Genomic DNA, 20,408 nt, shown 5'->3' on the forward strand with positions numbered 1-20,408 from the left:
CCTCCCTGTTAATTTCAATCATCAAAATCATTTCGTGATTTAATTTTATTTTTCTCTACCTCTTCTGGATTAAAACGAAAACGCTGTTTAGATCTTGAAAAAATAGGACGTCGAAACATCGCTGAGATCGGCAAACGGATAATGCTGTCTTTCCAATCTGTAGGGCGTGTAGGATAAAAAGGAAACAAATAAGGACGTCTTAATGATTCTGTACGTAATAAACGTGCTAAAAGCAAAGAGCTTGTTAAAACAATTCCTAATAAACCCAACAGGTGTGCAGATATTATAAAAGGAAAACGAATTACTCGAATTGTATTACCAATTCGATATATTGGTGCTGTAAATGAGCTAAGAGCTGAAAGTGCAACAATAATAATAAGTACATTACTTGTAAGACTTGCCTCTACAGATGCCTGTCCAATTACAATACCACCTACTATACCGACAGTTAGACCCACTTTAGTTGGTAAACGTGCCCCCGCTTCTCTCAGTAATTCAATCGTTATTTCTAAAAAAAGCGCTTCAATTAATGGAGGAAAAGGTACTTTACTTCTCGATATGATTAACGTTTCAAGAAGTTCTTTTGGAATAAGCTCGTAATGATATGTTAAGATTGCAACATATAATGGAGTCGTTAAGACAGAAAACATAAAAGCAAAAAGCCTTAATAGACGAAAAAAAGAGGCAATAATCCAAGGCATGGTGTAATCTTCTGTGGTAGAAAAAAAGTCAATTAATGTTGTTGGAAGAGTGATCGCATAAGGTGAGCCATCTACAAAAAGTGCAATTTTCCCTTCTGCCAATACAGCTGCTACACGGTCTGGTCGTTCTGTATTCAAAAATTGAGGAAATATAGAATTCGGGTTGTCTGCAATTAACTGCATCAAATACGTGCTATCCAAAACGTGGTCTGTTTTTATTAGACTCACCCTTTTTATAATTTCTTGTAGATTTTGATTATTTACAATTCCCTCAATATATACAATCGCAACGGTTGTGTTAGATAGAGAGCCTACTTTCAATTCCTTCATTTGTAAATAAGGTGTTGGAAGCTTTCTACGTACTAAATTTAAGTTTACATCTAAATCTTCAACAAACGCGATTTGTGGACCCACGATATTGTATTCAATTTCAGCTTTTGTAATATCTCTTTTTTCTTTCTTTGCCACATTGATTAACAAGCCATTTAATTTATCTGTATCGAACTGAATAAGTATATAGCCGTTTAAAATACTATCCTGAATATCTTCCATTTGATTTGTTATTTTTGAATTTTCAAAGGGTAAGACAGACCGAATATCTTGTAATGAATCGAAGCTCTTCTCTTTTATATAAGTTAAAACCTCTTCATGAAATATATTTACATCGATTAAGGTTCTAAAATATGAAATGACTATAGAGGATTTGTTTGAAGCGATCTCCAACGTTATAAAATCTTTAGATTTTTTTAGTAATTGCATTAATTCCTGCAAAGATTTTATAGAGTGAACAGGTACTTTTTCATGTGGTTTCAATTGATAATACCCTTCCTTTCAAAAAGAACCTATATATAGTTTTTAGAAATTTCTATTTTAAAAATGAGGGATATTTATATGTGAATATGCTCCTTAAAAACAATGCCTTTTTAACTAACTTAACCAAAATTAGTTAAAAAATGTATTGCAAGTAAAAATTTGAAATGTCTCCAAGAAAAATTACAATATTAAAAACATCCTTTCTTTTGGTTCTAAAGAAAGGATGTTTTTATAACAGGCTTTTTCAAGTGTCTATTCTATATGGTACATTTACCAGTGTTCTTCTCTTTATTATTTCATTAAGTAACATTGGCATTACATTCTGTATGGTTTCTTAAAAAATTTCAGTAAGAGAATATCTTAATTTTGAAGTGTACAAATAGGGAGAGTGACTTCAACTGTAGTCCCCTTATTCATTTCACTCTTAATAAATATCTTTCCCTGATGTGTTTCAATGATTTTATAACAGATCATTAATCCTAAGCCAATCCCCTCTTCTTTAATACTATAAAAAGGTTCTCCGAGGTATGGTATACGTTCTTTTGGAATCCCACACCCTTGATCGATAAAACGAATGCTTACTTGATTATTATCAAGTATATTTATTTGAATCAGAATTTCCCCTCCCATCGGCATAGATTCAATTGCATTTTTTAATATATTAACAAATACTTGTTTTAATTGATTTCCTTCACATGAAATCAATGGAATACCAGGGTTAAGATCGATTCTAAATTTTATATTATGCATCATTGCTTGAGGTTGTAGTAGCATTAAAACTTGATCCATTAGCACACTAATGTTATTAGGTTGCATTTTTACTACCTGTGGTTTGGCTACCGCCATAAATTCAGTTGTTATGCTCTCTATACGCTCAATCTCTGATGATACTATATTAATATAACCCTGATTATTCTCATTTTCCGTTGATTTTAGTAATTGCATGAACCCTTTCATTGCAGTTAATGGATTATTAATCTCATGAGCCATTACAGTCGCTAATTGTCCTACAACAGCAAGTTTTTCAGATTTTCGTAATAATTCTTCTGTTTTTAGCCGTTCAGTGATATCACGAGAAATACTTAGAAAAACTTTTTTACCATTTAAGTTAAAAACACGAACACTAAACTCAGTTGTTATTACTTTTCCTGTTGGAAAAACATATTCATCTTGCAAAGTGAAGGAAGTTTGTCCTTTTTTAATTTTTTCTAATAACCTTACGATTATTTGAGAATCTTGTGGTACTATATTTGAAAATGATAATGAGAGCAACTCTTCTCTACTATATCCAAATCTTCTACACCCAACAGGGTTTACCTCAATAAATCGACTTGGAGCATTATCTTCATTCAGCTCTACTACATATACCGCATCAGTTGCTTGTTCGATTAGTGCACGGTACTTCATTTCACTATCTCTTAATTGCTGGTGTAATCGATGCCGTTCTCTTTCTGCTTGTTTTCTTTCAGAGATGTCTCTACATATTGCTGATAAAGCTATCACATTTCCTCTTACATCTAGTATAGGAGAAACTGTCAGACTGATATCAAGAAGACTCCCATCACTCCGTTGTCTAACAGTTTCTAATCTAGTAACCACCGATTCTCCTGTTAGAATTTTCTGAATATTTTCAAGCGATTCTTCCATTAAAAAATCCGGTACACAAGGTAATCTCTTACCTATGATTTCTTGTGATGACCACCCAAATATCTTTTCATAAGCTTTATTGGCTTGTAAAATATGCCCTTCTCGATCAGAAATGGTAATAGCATCTAGATTGTGCTTTATAAATGATTCTAATAATTCTTTGGTAGCGCTTAATTCTGATTCTACCTTTTTCCTTTCGGTTATATCAACTGTAGAACCAACAACTTCAATAACTTGTCCATTTCGTTTAATTGGCCTAAGCGCAATAAGAATAATAGTTTTATCATTTGGCCAAGGTAATTCAAATATAATTTCTTTTCCTTCCCATGCCTGGAGATAGTACTTCATCAATTGTGGAACTAAATGTGGAGGAATAATAGAAGCATCAATAGTACGTAAGCTTTTTCCTACCACCTGTTCAGAATAAAATCCGTTTTGATAATAAAACTGTCCATCACATAAAGTGTGTATAAAGTGCTTATCCACTTTTTTAAATTTAAAAATTCCTCCTTGAAGCTCATGTACGGTATCTGTAAGTTCTTGCTTCGATTTTTTTAATTCTCGATTCATTTTAGATAAGTCCTGTGTTAAATAATACAATCTTTGGTAGGCTTCCATAAGAAATAGCCCAATTAAAAGTCCTAACGCTATATATAATAAGCCTCCTGTGTAAAGTAATGTAGTGTTAAATAATACCCCAACTAACCACTTTATTCCAATAAAAACAGAAAAATATAAAGATGCACTTTTAAAAGGATGTAGTTTTTTTACATAAATTTTAAAAGTAGAAAATAGAATCCCCATACATAAATAAGCAATCACAGGAGGTTCCCAATACTCTCCAATGTAAAAAATACGCATTAATATTATGCTAATTAGCGTAATCCAACCCGCAATACGACCAAAGTAAATAAAAGATAGAATAAGAGGAACAACTCGAAGATCGTAGGAAAATCCCATGTATGGAAAAGAAAAGAACATTAACGTAACTGCAATAATCCCTCCATAGAGCTTTTCGAAATATCGACTAGAATTAATTGTAAACACTTGAATAAATATTGCTGCGCTAACTAATAAAGAAAAAATAGAAAGGTTGATGAAATAATCTTTAATAATCATGTAATGTCCCTCCTTGCATTAAGTGTATTCGACAAAAAAGCTAAAAATCCTACAAATTGTATAAACAGTTCAAATGCATAAATTTTAAACTAGGATAAAATCTGGAAAAGTAAATAAGGAACACAGCAGATGGGATATTTTAATGAAAAATAGTTCAAAAAAGATAATAGTAACCGTTGACTACTATTATCTTTTTTCTTTAAGTTATCGTAATACGTATGAAACTCTAAGGGACGTGGTATGTCATTTCATCAAACAATGATTATATACTGAGTCATGAATATAGAAATTTCAGCAGTAATTTTTGAAAAATAACATAAAAAACAAAACTATCTTTGAAAATGGAAAAAATCTATATGAATGTCAACTAATCTATGTACAAAAACGTTCACTTAATTTTGCATAAAATCACTCGACTTAGGAAGCTAAGTAGTTCTTCAAGGTCGATAAGAACACCTGTAGATGCTTCAGGATAACTACATAATTGTATGGGTAATGTACTTGAAACCTTTCGGTAAAACCATACACATAATACAACTAACTCCTTGGTTCAATATTTACTTTTTCGCTGAACAAATTCTTTTTCTTGAGCAAAATATTCTAGGATATAAGGAGATTTTTCGATTAACTTGGTGTCTAGTTTATTCTCCAGCTCCAATTACTTCGTTACTTTCAGATTCAGTTCATTATATTTTGTACTTTGTCTTTATACACAACATATTCTTTACCATCCACTACTGCTACTACCGCAAATTCATCATTTGGATTGAATGAAAGCCAATCAGCCCACATGTTAGTATTAGCCCCTCCACTCCACATATTATGAACAGTGTTTTTCGTTAAATTCATAACTTTATAAGACGCATTTGGCGCATTTGTTCCAGTCTTTATTTCAAAAGTGTATGCGTTATGAATTTTTTTATAAAAGTAGAAAACGTTTGATGGACGAAGCTGATTCAAAAAATCCTGTTCTTTTTTCTCTGCAATTTTTATCCCTTCTTGCAAAGTGACAACATCTGTTTTTAATGTTTTCCAACTGTTTTTCGCTGCATTCAAGCTAGGGGTTAAGAATTTATATTTATTTTGATCAGCTTTTTGATCAGCTTTATCAATATGTCCCAGTACACCCGAATATTGAGAATCTAAATCCTCCCATTGCGTAGACATATAAGTAAGAGCAGTGATAGCACTATCAAGCATACTATGCATATCACTAATATTATGAAATGCAACTCCAACTATACGATTCAATGTTATTTTATAATCTACAGTCTGACGCAATTTTGCTAATTCAGGTTCTAGCCAACCTAACTTACCTCTTGCATCACCTATCATTATGCCACCAGCAATCAAGGTTGGAATAAAGGGGATTTTCACCATGTCTAACCCCTTAGATTCTATGTCTTTCTGATATTTTACTTGTCCTAAAAGGTCCTCTAGACGCTTTTGGTCAGCCTCCACATCGGCACCTTGGTTTTTTAAAATCGATTGCAATGTCTCTTTATGACTTCCAAATGTTCTAACATCTTCTCCAATAGCATTTTTTAATTGCATTAATTCTTCTATTAATGCTTTTGCAGACTTTTGATTTTGTTGAATTCCTCCCTGTAAATCTGTAATCCCTTTTTTTAAAGTATCTCCATTTCCAGTATTGATCGCCTCTACTAATGTTTCATAATAATTTTCAAATTTTGTATCGTATTCTATAATGCCTGTCAATGTATCTAAAAGCTGTTTTTTTACTTGTGTATTCCATGTAACAGCATGTGCTCTTGCATTCTTTTGATCTTGTACAATTTTACTAGGTAAATCCGCATTTCCATTAATAGTTATTCCTTCAAAACTCACATCTGGATTATTAATTAGCAAATAAGAATATTCATTCATAGCTTTTGCAAATAAACCAGCATCTTGCAAAGCTTTTTTCATCTGTTCTTCATTTGCTGAAAGAGACATATTTTCAGTGTTCGTTTGTTCAATTTCAATTGCAAAAGTTTCTAGTGGTATGACTGCATAAGTAGTTGTTATAGTTAAAAACGCTGATATAGCGAGTAGTTTATTAGGGATTTTTTTCATCATTTCGTATTCCTCCTATATAAGGTATGGTTTCAAGTTCTAATCTTATTAAAAAGCGATGTCTTTCAAAATGAGTTCTACATCTTTTATCAGTATCGTTTGAACTTTCTTTAGCATCCTTCAAATCATTAAGTATTAAAGAAAATGTATATAATCTACTTCAAATTAACCGATTCTGTTGCAAATTTAAAAAAAGCAATTAAACTACAAGGTTATTTTTTATTCGAATCATACTTATATATAATTGAAAGGCGAAGTCTTTAATGAGACTCCGCCTTTCTGTTATATAAGGATTTATTAATTATTACTTTTCTGTTTAACAGTGTAATCATAGACTTTCCATGTTTTAGTTCACTTTACAACAGAATTAATATTTCCCTATTTTTGTGGAGTAACAGTTTCCACTTTTAATTCCTTTATTCCTTCTTTTAATGTAACAGCATCTGTTCGTAATGTTTTCCAACTGTCTTTCGCTGCATTTAAATTAGGCTTTAAGAATTTAAATTTATTTTGATCGGCTTTTTGAGCTGCATTCTCAATATGCCCTAGAACGCCCGAATATTGAGAATCTAAATCATGCCACTGCGTGGACATATAAGTAAGAGCGTTAATAGCATCATCAAGCGCCTTGTGCATTTCATTAATATTACTGTAAGCAACTCCAACTACACGATTTAAGGTTACTTTATAATCCACGGTCTGACGTAATTCTGCTAATAAAGGCTCTAACTTACCTAAATTATCCCTTGCTACTCCGACTATAATACCGCCAATTATTGGTAGACCCAAAATAGCACCCTTCATTACATTAAACCCATCAGATTCTAATTGTTTATAATAGTTTACTGATCCTAATACTTCTTCTAGACGCTTTTGATCGGCATCAACATCTGCACCTTGATTTTTTAAAATTGACTGCAAGAGCTCTTTATTACTTCCAAAAGCTCTAACATCATGTCCAATAGAGTCTCTTAATTTAGTTAATTCTTCTATTAGTTGTTGTGCATACTTTTGATTTTGTTGAATTTCACCTCGCAAATCTGTAATCCCTTCTTTTAAAGTTTCTCCATCCCCTGTATTAATCGCTTCTACCATTGTTTCATAATAATTGTCAAATGTTGTATCGTATTCAACAATACCATTCAATGTATCTAAAAGCTGTTTTTTTACTTTCGTATCCCAAGTAACAGCATGTGCCCTTGCATTCTTTTGATCTTGTACGATTCTACCAGGTAAATCTACATATCCATTAATGGTAATTCCCTCAAAATTCACATCAGGATTCTTAATTAACATATAAGAATAGGCATTCATAGATTTTGCAAATAATCCAGCCTTTTGCAAGGTCTCTTTCATTCTCGCTTCATTTGCAGAAACAACCGTATCTCCATTGTTCGTTTGTTCAATTTCACTTGCAAAAGTTGTTACTGGTGAAACTACATTAGCAGTTGTAATAGTTAATAGCGTCGATACAGCGAGTAATTTATAAGGGATTTTTTTTATCATTTCATTTTCCTCCAATTTAGGTTTTATATTTCAGTTCTACTCCTGTTTAAAAGCAATATCTTTTGAAATGAATTCTGCATCTTTATGAATATCATTCCAACTTTCTTTAGCGGCTTTTAAATCATCTGGTATTAAAGAGAATTTGTGGTCTTCCATAGAATCGATATTATCCAGTAAATCTGTATAATTTGCGCCCATTGTATTCCATTGCTTTTGAATATTTGTTAGAGACAATATCGCTTGATCTACAGTCTGATATAAATATGCCAATGTTTCTTTCGCGTTAGTAAGCGAAAGAACTGCTTGATTAGCACGATCTGCTTTCATACTTAATTCTCCGATTTTGTTAGAAATTTCATTATAGGAGTCCATATGCTTAGATGCTGTGACACCAGCCGCTGTTCCTAAACCAATACCAGCTGCACCAAGAGCCGAGAGTCCACCAACAACAGCCGGTGTTGCTGTACCGCCAGTTACAACAATAACGACCGCTCCTCCAATAGCTGCAATAACTAAAATAGCTGCTCCCAATCCACCACCAATTGACCATGCTAATACATCATCAAAATGTTTTTTCTGAGTAGAACGAAGTTGCTCAATTTCAGCTTGAAGTTGTGGAATCGTTGCCTGTTGACCTGCTAATATTGCAGTTAATCCACCTTTCCCATCTGGACCACCAACATTATTTTTAAAATCTGTAGAATTTTGATATAGTTTCCCTTTGAAGTCTTGTAGCATCTTAATCACATCTGTAACTTCTTTTGAATTTGTATTGATTGTAGTAATTAAATCATTTATACCCTCTTTTAGACCTGCCTTATCTTTCTTTTGTACAGTTTCTACTAATGTGTCGTAATAATTTTGAAATTGTTCATCGTAATTTACAATATTACGAGCAGTTTTTTGAATCTGTGGCTTCGCTGTATCTAACCAGTAATTCGCATTGATTCGTGACAGCTCTTGATTAAGGTGAATATTTTTGAGCAACTCTCCCCCCTCTGAGCCTAAATCGATATTAGATAAATTTACATTTGGTTGCTTAATCATTGTTTTTGCGTATAAATCCATTACTAGAATATGAGACCCTGTTTCAGCTAATGCTTTCTTCAGTCCTTCGGGGCCTAATGCATAATTGCCTACTTTTTGTTCTTGAGCGGTCGTTTCTTGTGCAAATGCATGAATAGTGTTACCGGTAGTAGCAGTTATAACAGTTGCTAATGTAGCTAAAGTTAGTACTTTGAATGGAAATTTTTTCATGACTATTCTCCTTCTTTCGCTAAATGCTTATAATCTTTATGAATTCCTAAAAAACGCAATATTAAAATTTATATACTTGTTCTTCAAGGTAACTTATTACATTTTTTAATTGTCTTAATGTATCTTTTTGAGACTGCTCGCTAGTTGTATCAACATTAGTAGATAATTTTGTAATGCTATTTTTTATTAGATTTAAATCTTCTTTATAGCGCTTTAGTAGATCAAGTTCTACATCTATTTGATTTGCAAACGTATGCAAATCATTTTGTGTAAGAAGAAGCATTGATTTTTGTAAATCAGCTATTGATAATTTCGTTGTTAAATCATATATTTTTTGATTTTGTTTCTCTAAATCATCTAAATATGCTCGCTGTTCTGCTGTTAATTTATTTACTTCAGCAAAAACGCCAAATGTTTTCTTAATCTTTTCGGTATCAATGACCTTCATCAGGTCATACTCTTGTGTTTTTGCTGCGGCTGCGGCTGCTATTTCACCTTGTTTGCTTTTCTCAATTGCTTCACGAGCTGCTTTTTTTGCTGATTCAATCTCTAGAGCCGTTTTACCTTGCTCTGTTGCTTCTTGCACTGCTTTTTTCTCAGCTTCTAGAATAGAGTTGTTAATTTCTTTTCCTTTGTTATATGCTGCCACCCCTGCTTGCGCAGCTGGTTCAATAATTTCTTTTGAAAGACTATAAACTTCTTTGAATATAGCAAATCCCTGTTCATTTAAAGCCCCTGGTATTAATGCAATTTGCTGTAAATCATTTTGAATTGCTTTTTTTGTATTTAATATTTCATTTTTTAACTGATCTATTTTTCCTGTTCCATCTGTACTTAGTATGCCTTGCGCAGTTGCCACATTGGTATCAAAATCTTTTAATTTTTTATCAAGCTGTAATTTAAGATCTGTTAATTCATTGATTTGCCGTTGCGTATTTTCTTGATTCGTCATAGCCATTTCTTGAAGTACTTCAAGTCTATCCGAAAACCCTTCTCTATCTTCTTTATTGTCTACAAACGATTTTAATGTCGGGTAATAGCTATTAAATTTTGTTACAAATCCTTTGCTTTTTGAATTTAATAGAATTAACTGTGGATAGAGTTCCGATGACCATTCCTTCATATCTTGTTTGATTAGGAATTGATTTGTATTTAAAGCTGTGACTTCCTCTAACTGTACATTAGGACTCATTAAAGATTGATCAATATACGTTTGGATTAATTTAGATTGCGCACCTAATTTTCGTAATGAAGAGGAAATATCCATGCCTTCCTGTTGAGTTTCTGCTTGAACGATTGGTGTTGCGAGAGTATTGATAGGAATATTTCCTCCAGTTACAATGGATGTGACTAATAATCCTGTAATTATTTTAGTTTTCATTCCGTACACTCCTTTACCATTGTTTTTATAACTTAATTCATATAACTTGTATGACCTCTCTCTTTGTAAACTGATTAAGAAGGAGAAATCTTTCAGATAGGATAATATCGTTATTTTTTACTTCTAATAGAATGTAAGGATTTTACTTACCTCTCACTTCGATACTCTATTTTTTCAAATATAAATAACAAAAATTTATTAACTATATTTGAATCAAGCACCCTATGAATAGTAAATGTGTAATTCTTCCCTAGAATTGCGGTTTAACTTACAGAACCGCGAGAATCAATAAACCAATGCTTACAGTTAATCTTGCCATAACATTGTTTAATTTAAATTTAATAATATTACTCTTAGTTTTATCAGCAAACTCCTTACTAGACTAAAAAAGGTAAAATTATACTGTACATCGCTTATACTTTTATTGCGGAATAACTTCACTTTTGTTATGCAGAAACTTAGAACACGTTTATTACAAACTTGATTCTTGACCTCTTGTAAATAAATAGACTATTCGAAAAATATTTTCAACATAATGTTACTTACAACTTCACTATAATTCCTATTAGCGTAACCTTATCCTTTCTGTCTGGTCATACCAGTTATGTTGTTCATTAAAACATTAAATTTTTAATGCGTAAATAGAAAAATTTTGTCGATTACGATCGATAATTTACTGTTAAATAAAAATATGAACCGAAAAAAATTATACAAATATAGTTATCCGTAAATTTCATTTCTGTAATTGTAATGATTACAAATTAATGTGTATACGGTTAAAAATAACTATTTTAGCTCAACCGAGAAATTTTATTTTAGAAAAAATACTTATAGAATAATATAATAGGTCTTTTTATACTTTTTTACCTTTATTTAGTTATGTATAATTGCATAAAATGTAGATATATTTAGTAATATATGTTATATTGTTGATTTTTTCACAAAACATCCTAATATCATTATTAACAAATATTCAGTATGAAGATATTAGTCTATAAACTTATCATCGTTATAAACATAGGTTTTAAATTACAAAAAAGCTGCAAAGCTTCCTTGGAACACTTTGCAGCCTTCTGTCTTTTTGTTTTCTTTAACAAAATAATGGTTAGTGTATTTTCATTTTTTGGGATACTTATACCCATGTTTAAGTCTTTACATTGAAGACAGCGGATAACAAGCTTATATTACTGTATATTTTTCACGGTACTGCCTAGGAGTCATACTAGTGATTTTTTTGAAAACTCTTATAAAATAACTTTGGTCATTAAAGTTAAGCCACGCACAGATATCTGATAACGAATAAGTAGTGAGTGTTAATAATTTTTTTGCTTCTTCCACTCTTTCCCTTTGAATATATTCGCTTAAAGTAATTCCCATTTCTTTTTTAAATAGTTTAGACAGATAAGTAGGCGTAATTTCTAAATGATTAGCAAGTTCATTCAGAGATATTCCATCGTAAACATTTTTATTAATATGTTTTATACATGTAGTAACCGCGTAAGAATACTTTTTTGCATTGTATTCTTTCACACGATCTGCAAAGGTACGTAAAGCGTCCCCTGATAATCGCTTTACAGATTCTACATTATCTAATTGTTCTAGGGTTTGTATATATAAAATACTATGGGCAAAAGCAATATCTGGTGGCAGGTTTCCTTCTATTGCATATCGAGTGGCTAAGGTAATCGCAATAATTCCAAGGTTTTTTTGATTCCTGAGCGGATCCTCTATTAGCATAAGTTCAACATCTTCTTGCGAAACCGCATACATATACTGTATTAACTTTTTTTTATTTCCTTCTTTAATAGTCGAAAAGAAATCATTTACTAATGCCATATTGTGCGTTTTAGGTTTGTTTTGTCGGCGTTTTAAAATATATAAATCCGGTTTCACAATTTTATTAGGAACTTCCTCTAGTACTTTATTTTTTTCCAAGACAATATCTACATCTAACTTTTCATTGAAAATCATGTAATGTAATAAAATTCCCATATCAATTAATGTAGTTTTTTTAATCTCAGATAAACACTGATAATAGGCAAGTCTTTCTTGAATGTTATCATTTGATTTAAATTCTTTCTGAAATTTTATGATCATATCATCTGAATCTTTTGAATGTATAGTAGGACCGATTATAATAGTCCCTTTAATATCATCATGATTTTCTATATGAATTAGAACAAAATTTTCAAGATAGTTGTTACTTCGGAAAAGTGGCAAGTTAAAGGGATCGTTTTCTTGATAAATATCAGTAAGATGTTCTTCTTTTGAAGAATAAAAAGGACTACAAACATTATCAGATGTAGAATGATATAAAATTTTTCTGTCTGCAGATAAAATATGTACAGGGGCATTAAATGCTTTATGTGCAAGATCACACAAGTGTTGTATATCGATAGAAGTATTCATTACATTCTCCTTTATAGATCCATAAAATATATTCTGTTATATATAATTCACGACAAATAATACTATAAAATATCAAATTAGTACAATTCACAACAAAATATTACTATATCTTTTTTATAAAAATCATATATTATTTAATTGTAGTTAGCATCTAAATATCAGAGTAGATAAGATAAGTAAAGGAAATAAGCTAAGTTCTTTTCTTAATTCTACAAAATATAATTATTGAACTTGAGAAAATAGTGAAGTACTACAAAATACAGTGGTAGTCAATGCGAGGACCACGCTGGAAAAAGATTTAAAATAAAGCGAAAGTAACAGGAGATACTGTACCACCGCAAGAAATAACAGTCAAAGTTCCAATTCAATCCTTTCTACAAATTGAATTCAAGAAATAAATACTGCTAATTTACATGTGAAACTGAAAAACTATTTTGCTCCAAATTTTAGAAAAAGATAATAAAGAAGTTGTGAAATTGGAAACAGATGAAAGCGATACGGCTATTTTTGAAGCACTATGCTTTGAAAAATACAAGGTAGAGGAAATTCAAGGATTCAATTAAACATTTAATTGAGAGAAAGGTCTTTTCATCAACTAAAAATAAAAAACGAATGGAATATTCAAAAAATGACACTATATTACTGGTCGTAACATTAGTTTTACTTTCCACAAAAGAGGAAAAAATATATAGACTTTACAAATACTAAAAATAGCAAACTAGCTAGTTTTATTACCGCATCACATAAAGTGAAACTTTAATCAGTGGGGGTTTTGTTCATCCCCCACTGATTATTAGCCCATACCAATCGGGCTTTTACGGGCAGCCCGCCCCCCACCTAACTTCTTTGCTTCCGCTGAATTTTGAGGTGGAGGTCTTACTGCCGGGCAAATAGCGAGATAAACTTATTATTAATTTCCAAATACAATAGTTGTTAATCAACCAAAAACTTCAATAACCAAGGTGCACAGTAAATTGACATCAAAACAATTCTTACTACAATATCAGGTTTTGCTTATTCTATAAAAAAAGAAATATCACTTAAAAACTATTCCTTTATATCGATTTAGACATAAAACATTTTATTATATCGGCTTAAGTATTATGGAATTAAAATTGCAAATAACACCAAAACTCTTTAAAGGGTTCATACATCGCTCGTATCGAATTTATCACCTTTCGATACCTACGTCATTAACATAACTAAAAAACATCATTACAAAGGAATCTGAGAGGTTTTTTCAATTCCGAAATTTATTTTTTTGTAAATTAAAGGAAAAATAATCCGTATATATACGGATTATTTTCTTAGTGTAGTCTGTATTGACCTGTTAACTGTTTTTCAGCCATTCGAACTAAGCGTTTTGTAATCTCTCCACCGATCCGAACCATTTGCAGATGATGTGATGTATCAGGTCCCAGTGTGACTCCTAGTTCAAAAGCAATTTCATACTTCATTTGCTCAATAGTACTTGTAGTAGCAGAAATAAGAATTTCATTTGTATCACTTTCGTATCTTTGAATATTTATAAATAACATGTGCCTAATTATGCTATTTATGCATGATCAACCTAATTTATTCCAGTATTTTTATAGGAACCCTTTCCCTCCCCTTATTCCACCAATTAAATTTGAAACACAAATGTACATTGCATTTCAATATAACAATAAAAGCTACAAAAGCAACGAATTTACTACTTTAAAGTTAAGTGTTTAACCTTGAAGTACTTAAATTCTTTTTTCCAGATAAAGCATACATTATATCTTGATGTTTTATTGTCCTCTTATAATTATGTGGTATCGGGAATTTTTTTCGGTATTCTTTCATTATAATTAAAGTTTGAAGTTCTATGCTCAATACTTTTGCGAGGATATGATAGTTATATCCATTGTTTAACAGAGAAATTATGTCATAAAACATAGTTTTTCCACCCACTAATTTTACTAATTTATTCTTTAACTCATCCCCCTTTTCTTTAGCTTTATCAATTTCTAACAACATAGATTTTTTATTTGTCTGCTTAATGTATTGAGTATACAACTCTGGGAATTCTTTTTGTACTTCTTTGTTTAATACTGGTCTATATTTAATCATATAAGTAACTTGTAACAAAGAGCGTTTTAACAAACTATCTTCAATGAGATACGCTACTTTATTAAATAAATGTACATATTCCTCAATATTGGAATAACTATTAAAATGAGCTAATACTCTACTTTTTATACTAAAAGCCTTGCCTACATAAATAATATTGTCATTATAGTCTTTAATGAAATAAATACCACTGTCAGATTTTTTCAATTTATTATCCAATTCTTCTATACTCATAAAATGCAATTCACTCATACTTCTCTCTCCTTAGCAGTGTTAAATCGTAAAAAACAAGCAAGGTTTCTAAAAAAGTACTTAGCTGCCCTAGCATCTCTTATTTTATCTCTTGCTAAATGTCAAAAAACTGTTTCCTATGTTACTCAACTATCAATATGATTATTAATAAAATTTTCGATCGTTATTATCTCGCAATTTTATCATGTAATTTCGAGATCGTTTCCTCATTTAAATTACTGTATTTTATCGAATAAAGGAAATATACTACTACCCCAATAGTAATCCAAATACTAAAGTACACCCATGTCCTTAACGGTAAATTTAGCATTAAAAACACACAGCATACAATTGCAACGCATGGTAATACAGGTACAAAAGGTACCATAAATCCACGTTTTAAATTTGGGTGTGATTTACGAAGGATAATAACTGATAGACAAACTAACGCAAATGTCACCAAACTACCGATATTAACTAAATTAACTAATTCTTTCAAATCAATAAACCCAGCTATTATAGAGCTCCCTATTCCTGCTAATCCAGTTATAAAAGTGGGTGCTCCAGTTTTCTTATTAACTTTCGCAAATGATTTCGGTAACAATCCATCACGACTCATTGCAAAGAATACTCGTGTTGCCGCATACATATTGGAAAAAATAACAGCCATAAGGCCAATTACAGCACCTGCAGCAATTGCACCAGCGACTTTTCCTTGTCCTACAACTTCCATTACATAAGCCATTGCCTCAGGAACATTTAATTCTTTATAGGAAACCATTCCTGTCATAACAAGGCATACCATAACATAAATAATTGTACATATGATTAATGATGCAATAATACCGATGGGAAGATTACGTTTCGGATCTTTTACTTCTTCTGCTGAAGTTGCTAATATATCAAAACCCGTAAAAGCGAATAAAATAGCTGCTCCACCCGTAAAAACTCCACTTAAACCGTATGGTGCAATTGGTATCCAGTTCATTGGTTTTACATAGAATATACCAACCGTAATAAACAACAAAATCATTCCAATTTTAATCAATACCATTATATTATTGATTCGTTTACTTTCTCTCGTACCACGAGATAACATCCATGCCAATATCAATGTAATAATTACTGCTGGTAGATTCACAATACCACCATGCGAAGGAATCGTTACTAGAGCTTTAGGTATCTCTAATCCAAATCCCTTTATTAAATTGTGGAAATAGCCTGTCCATCCAGCAGCGACAGCTGCTGTTGCCACGATATATATTAACAGCAATGACCAACCTACTAGATGAGCAACAAACTCACCAATTGTTGCATATGAGTACGTATATACACTACCAGACGCCGGGAGTGTAGAAGCAATTTCAGCGTAACATAATGCTATAAATCCACATATAATTGCTGCAAGTATAAATGAAAAAACAACTGCTGGACCAGCATTTCTTGCTGCTACTAATCCAGTTAACACAAGAACACCCGTTCCAACTATCGAGCCTACCCCTAACATAATTAAATCAAATGCTCCTAATGTTTTCGTTAAAGTCTTGCTTTGATTATGCTCTAACAATTGTGTAACGGATTTCTTTTTTAGTAAATTACTCATATTTTCTGTATCCCCTTTAAAATAAGGTTGGTTCTTCTCGTTAGTGTTGTATATAAATTTACTTAGTTATTAACTAGCCTCATAATATTTCTTTTACATTAAATAGATTTGAAATATTATATAAATTCGCTTCTCACTTACTAGTTAAACTAGACATTTCCATAGATTTTTGCGTACAACGTTTCATAGCTGAAATGATAGCTGTTCTTAAACCTTTTTCTTCTAGCGTTACTACAGCTTCTATCGTCGTTCCACTTGGAGAACAAACCATATCCTTCAATTCACCTGGATGTATTCCTGTTTCCAATACCATTTTTGCAGAACCTAATACAGCCTGAGCCGCAAATTTATAAGCTTGTTTTCTCGGCATACCGCCAAGTACAGCAGCATCTGCCATGGCTTCTATAAACATATACACATATGCTGGAGAAGAACCACTAATAGATGTAACAACATCCATTAGTTTTTCATTTATGACCTCCGTCTGGCCGAAAATATTAAATATGTTCAGTACCTCTTTTATATCTTTTTCTGTAACCATTTCATTAAAACATAACGCAGACATTCCTTCTCCAACAAGTGCCGGTGTATTAGGCATTACTCTAACAACCTTTAACTTTCTACCAAATTCATTCTCAGTGCTCTTAATACTTTTTCCTGCAGCAATAGTTACAACGATTACATCATTTTTTATTTGATCTTTTATTTGGTTAATTACCGATGAGTATAAATCTGGTTTGATTGATAAAATTAAAATGTCAGCACTGTTAGCGACTTCATTGTTGTTAGTAGTTATAGTTATGCCATATTCATTACTAGCATTTTTTAAATTAATGACGTTTAAATCTGAACAAATTATTTGATCTGGAGAAACTATATTTTTTTTTATCATCCCACCTATCATAGCAATACCCATGTTTCCACATCCGATGAATCCTATTTGTTTATTCATAATAATTTGCTCTTGCTCCTTCTACTCTAAATTTTATTGATTTTGAAATTATTATTCTAAATAAGGGCTATTACAATTACTTGGTTTATCAATAGAATTTCAAAATTCTCCTTCCTATATAGAGCTTACATATACCTCTAATAACTTCTTTGCTTTCGCTGAATTTTGAGGTGGGGGTCTTACTGCCCGGCAAATAGCGGGATAAAATCATTTCTTTAATCTATAATAAGAAGGACATAAAAAAACAAAAAGTTACAAAAATTTTTAAATTAAAATTTTTGTAACTTTTTGTTTTGATGCAAATATAATTTCAATTAAGGTATCTCACCGTTTTAAACTTGACGCTCCATAATCTTGTATAGTTACATTTATATGATATTTAATCGGTACCTTACTAAATGTTTGATCCCAATTTTTTTTGACTTTCTCCCATGTTCTCGGGTGTTTAATTCTTAATTGGTTGCCAAAACCCGCAATATCGACTTGGTATTCTTTTTGTATTTTTTTTGTAACATGATGTACTAAGTGCTTTACTTCTTTTTCAATAGCTTTTTCTTCCCTTTTTAAAAATTCATTTTCAAAATCTTTTCCTGATTGTATCCAATTTTCAGACAAACGCCCTTCTGATTCAATGTTTACATCAAAGGAAATATTATTTCCGTTAACATGTGGTATGATTTTGCTTTTTATTGACTTTATTTCGTATATAATGAGTTTCTTTGATTCTTTATCAAAAGTTTTTAACACACCACCATTCCTTTTTCCGTTTATCCATACTACTCCTTCCAATTCCTGTTCATTTAAAAAGCCCATCAACTTTTTTGTCTTTCCTTTAATTACAGCAGCTCCAGCAAATTTTGTTTCTCCTTTTATCGAGATTACATTTTGCAAAAGAAAACTGGACCCTGACCGCATCTTTCCTTCCAATTTAGCGAGCGATACAGGAGGTACAATCCTTGTTGTTCTATTTCTATTATCTGCAATTCCAGACAAACGAAATGCTGGGATTTCTCCTTTTTTGTTTGATTCCAGTACCTCCTTCGCTAGACCCTTGCTAATTAAGAGCATACAGCTAAGCCGAACTTCATTGTCACGGAGATACTGTTCAAGTAATTGTTCTAAACTGTATGTACGTACAAGACTATCACTAATAACAATGTTTTTTAAATGTGGGCTGAACATTGTGCTCTCTCTTTTCAATGAAAACTCACGAACAATTTGATGAATGGAATCACCGGTCTCAGAAACATTTATATAACGTTTTTGTTGTCCATTTCCTTTACTTTGTGCTTGCGAACTAACAATTTGATAAGTAGCTGTTATAATATTTCTTTTAGGATAACCTCCTTCCTCATCCTCTTTCTCAATTGTTGAATCCTTCCCTTTATCTAGTGCTATACCTGCAGTTAAACTCAACTCTTCTACTTCTTTACTGCTCCAACACCCTGTTAAAAATAGAAGCAAAAGCGTCCATAACAAAGCCAAATAGAACCGCATATAATTAAATTTATGTTTCACACTACTCCTCCTTTTAATCGCGTAATAATAAAAAGAAGCAGTGGCAGTAAACCAAATAAAAATAAAGCAGCATTACCGAGCATATCCCCCAATTTAAGCAAGTCATTTATATTTTTCGAAGTCATAGCAATGATGTAAATGATTGGAATTAAAGCAAAAATAAACGGATGAATACTCTTTTTAAAGAGTTGGGCTAATCCTAATGCAGCTGCATAGTAACTAATCGTATAGGTAGCAAATATTTGCATAATCCATATTACAAGCAGTAAAGATTCAAAACGTTCAAATATCAAACCAGAAATTTCAAAACTGCGCATAAGGTCAATTGTCGGCCATGTTCTTGTTACAACCCCATCAATTGATAATGCACCAATGACCATTACAACAGTTATTACATAAAAGATTAACGGAATAGAAATTCCAACTAAAATAGCTTTTACTGCTTTCTTTCGTTGTTCCATAAATACCAAAAGAATTAACATAATTTCAGGACCTGTATATGCGAGAGACGTTGTTTTTATCCCATCTAACACTGGTTTAATTCCCAAACCTAATACGGGACGGAGATTATCTATCTCGAATATTCCGATACTCATAAAGGAAATGATTAAAAAAATAAAAACAGTAATAGGAAATATTATTTCAAACATCCGTGCAATTGAATTAATACCACCCATAATCAAATAGAGACCTATCCACATAAAAGGCATAACAATAGCCCATGTGGGGGTTCCTTCGAGCAAAAAAAAGCTTATTACTTCTGCCATTGAACGAATTTGAAATGCTGAAGTTGTAAGAAAATACCCTATAATAAGAAAACTAAGCAATCTGCCTATCCATTTCCCTACAATATCTTGACTGTATTGGTAAAATGTTTTTTCTGGAAACTGCTGACTTAATTTGACCATAATTACTCCTGAAACCATTGCGAGTATCCCACCTAATATCACACTTAACCATACATCTGGTGTTTTCACTTTTTCCACAGATGCTCTGGGCAAAGTAAGAATTCCTGTCCCAAGTATGTAATTTACAATAATAACAACTGCTTGTGAAGTTGTTATTCGGTCTTTAGGTATAGTAATCATTGAAGGCCACTTC

14 protein-coding genes and 1 pseudogene are annotated in these 20,408 nt (G+C 31.7%); 1 reads left to right on the forward strand and 14 read right to left on the reverse strand.

Annotated elements, in window-relative coordinates:
- Window positions 1–14: 14 nt before the first annotated feature.
- The 8 genes and pseudogenes from BC_RS15510 to BC_RS15540 form a co-directional block, all read right to left on the reverse strand.
- A complete protein-coding gene (locus tag BC_RS15510; protein ID WP_000802296.1) occupies window positions 15–1,514 on the reverse strand; it encodes a spore germination protein in 1,500 nt (499 codons plus the stop codon).
- Between the two features lie 360 nt (window positions 1,515–1,874).
- Complete coding sequence (locus BC_RS15515) at window positions 1,875–4,280, reverse strand: PAS domain S-box protein (protein ID WP_000584284.1); 2,406 nt, start codon at window positions 4,278–4,280, stop codon at window positions 1,875–1,877.
- Window positions 4,281–4,710: 430 nt separating this feature from the next.
- Window positions 4,711–4,938 (reverse strand): annotated as a pseudogene (locus BC_RS28065) (hypothetical protein); the annotation flags it as partial.
- Between the two features lie 20 nt (window positions 4,939–4,958).
- The gene (gene hblA, locus BC_RS15520; protein ID WP_000976151.1) at window positions 4,959–6,359 is read right to left on the reverse strand and encodes a hemolysin BL regulatory component HblB; all 1,401 of its coding nucleotides are present in this window, start codon (window positions 6,357–6,359) and stop codon (window positions 4,959–4,961) included.
- Between the two features lie 375 nt (window positions 6,360–6,734).
- Window positions 6,735–7,862: a hemolysin BL binding component B gene (hblB, locus tag BC_RS15525; protein ID WP_000591980.1), complete on the reverse strand. Its 1,128-nt coding sequence runs from the start codon at window positions 7,860–7,862 to the stop codon at window positions 6,735–6,737.
- Between the two features lie 36 nt (window positions 7,863–7,898).
- Complete coding sequence (hblD, locus tag BC_RS15530; RefSeq protein WP_000714434.1) at window positions 7,899–9,119, reverse strand: hemolytic enterotoxin HBL lytic component L1; 1,221 nt, start codon at window positions 9,117–9,119, stop codon at window positions 7,899–7,901.
- 61 nt (window positions 9,120–9,180) lie between these two features.
- Window positions 9,181–10,500: a hemolytic enterotoxin HBL lytic component L2 gene (hblC, locus tag BC_RS15535; protein ID WP_000850151.1), complete on the reverse strand. Its 1,320-nt coding sequence runs from the start codon at window positions 10,498–10,500 to the stop codon at window positions 9,181–9,183.
- Window positions 10,501–11,679: 1,179 nt separating this feature from the next.
- Complete coding sequence (locus BC_RS15540; RefSeq protein ID WP_001097917.1) at window positions 11,680–12,909, reverse strand: helix-turn-helix domain-containing protein; 1,230 nt, start codon at window positions 12,907–12,909, stop codon at window positions 11,680–11,682.
- Window positions 12,910–13,343: 434 nt separating this feature from the next.
- On the opposite strand from BC_RS15540, the gene BC_RS15545 reads away from it, so the two are divergent.
- Window positions 13,344–13,472, forward strand: coding sequence for a hypothetical protein (locus BC_RS15545; protein ID WP_000939298.1), 129 nt, complete (start codon window positions 13,344–13,346; stop codon window positions 13,470–13,472).
- Window positions 13,473–14,216: 744 nt separating this feature from the next.
- Here BC_RS15545 and BC_RS15550 read toward each other — a convergent pair.
- The 6 genes from BC_RS15550 to BC_RS15575 form a co-directional block, all read right to left on the reverse strand.
- Window positions 14,217–14,447, reverse strand: a complete 231-nt coding sequence (locus BC_RS15550; RefSeq protein WP_000897399.1) for an alpha/beta-type small acid-soluble spore protein — start codon at window positions 14,445–14,447, stop codon at window positions 14,217–14,219.
- Window positions 14,448–14,613: 166 nt separating this feature from the next.
- Window positions 14,614–15,255 carry an excinuclease ABC subunit C gene (locus tag BC_RS15555; protein WP_001292165.1) on the reverse strand — a complete coding sequence of 214 codons (642 nt, stop codon included), beginning with the start codon at window positions 15,253–15,255 and terminating at the stop codon, window positions 14,614–14,616.
- 166 nt (window positions 15,256–15,421) lie between these two features.
- Window positions 15,422–16,837, reverse strand: coding sequence for an amino acid permease (locus BC_RS15560; RefSeq protein ID WP_000067451.1), 1,416 nt, complete (start codon window positions 16,835–16,837; stop codon window positions 15,422–15,424).
- Between the two features lie 133 nt (window positions 16,838–16,970).
- Window positions 16,971–17,789, reverse strand: coding sequence for a pyrroline-5-carboxylate reductase (gene proC, locus BC_RS15565; protein WP_001041291.1), 819 nt, complete (start codon window positions 17,787–17,789; stop codon window positions 16,971–16,973).
- A gap of 324 nt (window positions 17,790–18,113) precedes the next feature.
- On the reverse strand, window positions 18,114–19,307 hold the full coding sequence (locus tag BC_RS15570; protein WP_000680791.1) for a Ger(x)C family spore germination protein: 1,194 nt from the start codon (window positions 19,305–19,307) through the stop codon (window positions 18,114–18,116).
- Window positions 19,304–20,395, reverse strand: a complete 1,092-nt coding sequence (locus BC_RS15575; RefSeq protein WP_000628605.1) for a spore germination protein — start codon at window positions 20,393–20,395, stop codon at window positions 19,304–19,306. The genes BC_RS15570 and BC_RS15575 overlap by 4 nt, the downstream gene beginning before the upstream one ends.
- Window positions 20,396–20,408 lie beyond the last annotated feature (13 nt).

The sequence above is a fragment of the Bacillus cereus ATCC 14579 genome, assembly GCF_000007825.1.
GTDB classification, from domain to species: domain Bacteria; phylum Bacillota; class Bacilli; order Bacillales; family Bacillaceae_G; genus Bacillus_A; species Bacillus_A cereus.